Source organism: uncultured Aureimonas sp., assembly GCF_913775355.1.
Taxonomy (GTDB): domain Bacteria; phylum Pseudomonadota; class Alphaproteobacteria; order Rhizobiales; family Rhizobiaceae; genus Aureimonas.
This window is the reverse complement of the sequence record NZ_CAJYIU010000291.1, coordinates 1-3,030: the sequence shown is the minus strand read 5'-3', so window position 1 is coordinate 3,030 and position 3,030 is coordinate 1. Positions and strand designations below refer to the sequence as shown.

Annotated in this window: 3 protein-coding genes and 1 pseudogene; all 4 read left to right on the top strand. The window is 68.9% G+C overall.

Features of this window, described 5'->3' with window-relative positions; genetic code table 11:
- Positions 1-821 (top strand): annotated as a pseudogene (locus QZ753_RS17865) (hypothetical protein); the annotation flags it as partial.
- Between the two features lie 141 nt (positions 822-962).
- A complete protein-coding gene (locus tag QZ753_RS17860) occupies positions 963-1,925 on the top strand; it encodes a glycosyltransferase family 2 protein (RefSeq protein ID WP_294645601.1) in 963 nt (320 codons plus the stop codon).
- Between the two features lie 116 nt (positions 1,926-2,041).
- Positions 2,042-2,671 (top strand): ATP-dependent Clp protease proteolytic subunit, encoded by a 630-nt coding sequence (locus QZ753_RS17855; protein ID WP_219753379.1) that lies wholly within the window; start codon positions 2,042-2,044, stop codon positions 2,669-2,671.
- A 255-nt stretch (positions 2,672-2,926) separates the two neighbouring features.
- A partial coding sequence (locus QZ753_RS17850; RefSeq protein WP_294645602.1) for a ClpX C4-type zinc finger protein occupies positions 2,927-3,030 on the top strand: 104 nt, incomplete at its 3' end.

The following is a 3,030-nucleotide window of genomic DNA, read 5'->3' as shown; positions in this document are numbered from 1 at the left end:
CCGAGGGGCATGATTTCGAGGTGCCGCCGTCGATGGTGGAGGCCGAGTTCAACCAGATCTGGCGGCAGCTCCAGCACGAGGCGACGCACGAGCCCGATCCCCAGGCGGCGCTGGCCGAGATGGAGGCCGAGCGCGACGACTACCGCAAGATCGCCGAGCGTCGCGTTCGCCTCGGGCTGCTGCTGAGCGAGATCGGTCAGGCGAACGGCGTCGAAGTGTCGCAGCAGGAGATGAACCGGCTGATCGCCCAGGCCGCGCAGCAGTATCGCGGCGAGGACCAGCAACGCTTCGTCCAATACATCCAGCAGGATCCGATGGCCGCCGCGCAGCTGCGCGCGCCGCTGTATGAGGACAAGGTGGTCGACTTCCTGTTCGACAAGGCCGAGGTGACCGAGCGCGAGACGACCCGCGAGGAGCTCGAGGCCGCGATCGAGAGCGAGGACGGCTTCGCGACCCGCACGCACCACCACGATCACGACAACCACAAGCCCAAGCAGACGCGCGGCAAGAAGAAGCCGGCCGCGAGCGACGGCGAGGGTGGCGCGACCGAAGGCGAGGCGCCCGCGGCCGAGAAGCCGGCGAAGAAGCCCGCCGCGAAGAAGGCGGCCAAGGTCGACGAGGCGACCGCGACCGACGAGGCAGCGGTCGAACCGGCTGCGGCCCAGGCGCCCGCCAAGAAGCCGCGCGCCAAGAAGGCGGCGCCGGTGAGCGAGGAGACCCAGGTCCTCGAGTCCGATCCGGCCGCGGCCGAGGCGGCGGCGGGCACCGAGGCGGCCGACGCGCCGGCACCCAAGCGCACGCGCGCCAAGAAGGCCGAGTAAGCGGGCGACGACGTCGCCTTGACGGGGAAAGAGCCGGGTTGCCGATGCAGCCCGGCTCTTTCACGTTTCGGTCGGGTTCATCGTCTAGGATGACGATAAGGTGAGCGGATCAGGGCGGCGGGACGGCGGATGCAGGGCGGCATGACGGTGGACGAGACGCGGTCGATGCCGCGCGTGGCGGTGCTGCTGCCATGCTACAATGAGGAGGCCGCGATCGCCGAGACCATCGCCGGCTTCCGCCGCGCGCTGCCGGAAGCGACCATCTACGTCTATGACAACAATAGCCGCGACGGCACCGTCGCGGTCGCGCGCGCCGCCGGGGCGGTGGTGCGCACCGAGCGCATCCAGGGCAAGGGCGCGGTGGTGCGGCGCATGTTCGCCGACGTCGACGCCGACGTCTATGTCATGGCCGACGGTGACGCGACCTATGACTCCGCCTCGGCGCCCGCGATGGTCGCGCGCGTGCTCGACGAGCAGCTCGAAATGATCGTCGGCACGCGCGTCGGCGAGGCGGCCGCCGCCTATCGCCGCGGTCACCGGCTCGGCAACAGCCTGCTCACGGGCATGCTCACGCGGCTGTTCGGCCGGAGCTTCAGCGACATCCTCAGCGGCTATCGCGTCTTCTCGCGGCGCTTCGTGAAGAGCTTCCCGGTGCTGTCGGTCGGCTTCGAGATCGAGACCGAGATCAGCGTCCACGCGCTCGAGCTCAAGATGCCGCTCGGCGAGGTCGAGACGCCCTATTACGCGCGCCCCGAAGGCTCGGTGTCGAAGCTCAGCACCTATAGCGACGGCTGGCGCATCCTGCGCACGATCGCGACCTTGTACCGGATCGAGCGGCCGCTGTGGTTCTTCGGCGGGGCAGGGGCGCTGCTCGCGCTGCTCGCGATGGTGCTCGCCGCGCCGTTGGCACTTACCTACGCGCACACGGGCCTCGTGCCCCGGCTGCCGACCGCGGTGCTGGTGACCGGGCTGATGATCCTGGCGGCGCTGTGCGGCTTCGCGGGGCTGATCCTCGATACGGTGGTGCGTGGTCGGCGCGAGGTGAGACGGCTCGCTTATCTCGCGCAGCCGGCGCCGCGGCGGGACGCCGGCGACGGGGCTTGAACAAGCTGCGGCGAGCGCCGATGTTGGCCGCCTTCAGGGCATAAGAGAGTTATTCCATGCACAATCCGTTCGAGACCGGCGATTTCGCAGGCGCCTTGGCGCGCGCCGGCGTCGGCATGCAGCAGACCCAGGCCGGGCTCGTCCCCATCGTGATCGAGCAGTCGAACCGCGGCGAGCGCTCGTTCGACATCTTCTCGCGGCTGCTGCGGGAGCGGATCGTGTTCGTCACCGGTGGGGTCGAGGACGGCATGGCCTCGCTGATCTGCGCGCAGCTGCTCTTCCTCGAGTCGGAGAACCCGAAGAAGGACATCTTCATGTACATCAATTCGCCGGGCGGCGTCGTCACGGCGGGCATGGCGATCCACGACACGATGCAGTACATCCGGCCGCGCGTCGGCACGCTCTGCATCGGCCAGGCCGCCTCGATGGGCTCGTTCCTGCTCGCCAGCGGTGAGCCGGGCATGCGCGTCGCCACCACCAACAGCCGCATCATGATCCACCAGCCCTCGGGCGGTGCCCAGGGCATGGCGGCGGACATCGAGATCCAGGCGCGCGAGATCCTGCGCATGCGCCACTTCCTCAACACGCTGTACGCCAAGTACACCGGCAAGCCGCTCGAGGAGATCGAGCGCGCGATGGATCGCGACAAGTTCATGAGCGCCGAGGAGGCCAAGGAGTTCGGCCTGATCGACGAGGTGTTCGACAAGCGCCCGGTGCCGAGCGAGGACGTCAGCGCCGCGGCGTGATCCGACTGACCGGCGCGGCCGAGCTCGGCGCGCCGGTCTTCCGCGGCGGCGGACTTAGCGCCGCGGGTCAGCGCCGCGCTGCTACGCCCTTGAAGCCGCGGGGCGTAGGATAGATATTGCGGTTCGGCGACACCGCGGGTCGCGCCGGCGACGGCCCAGATTTTCGCGGCATTGTACGTTGTTGCTTAAGGTGCAGTGCGATAGCCTGCGCCGCGCCCAGGGCAGGCGCCATGCCTGCGACGAAGGATGATCTGAATGACGAAACTCAGTGGCGGCGATAGCAAGAGCACGCTCTATTGCTCGTTCTGCGGCAAGTCGCAGCACGAGGTGCGCAAGCTGATCGCCGGCCCCACCGTGTT

What these genes read in the sequence shown, in the direction of transcription:
- QZ753_RS17855 (WP_219753379.1), top strand. Translation starts at nt 2,042, where the DNA reads ATGCAGCAGACCCAGGCCGGGCTCGTCCCCATCGTGATCGAGCAGTCG.
- QZ753_RS17860 (WP_294645601.1), top strand. Translation starts at nt 963, where the DNA reads ATGACGGTGGACGAGACGCGGTCGATGCCGCGCGTGGCGGTGCTGCTG.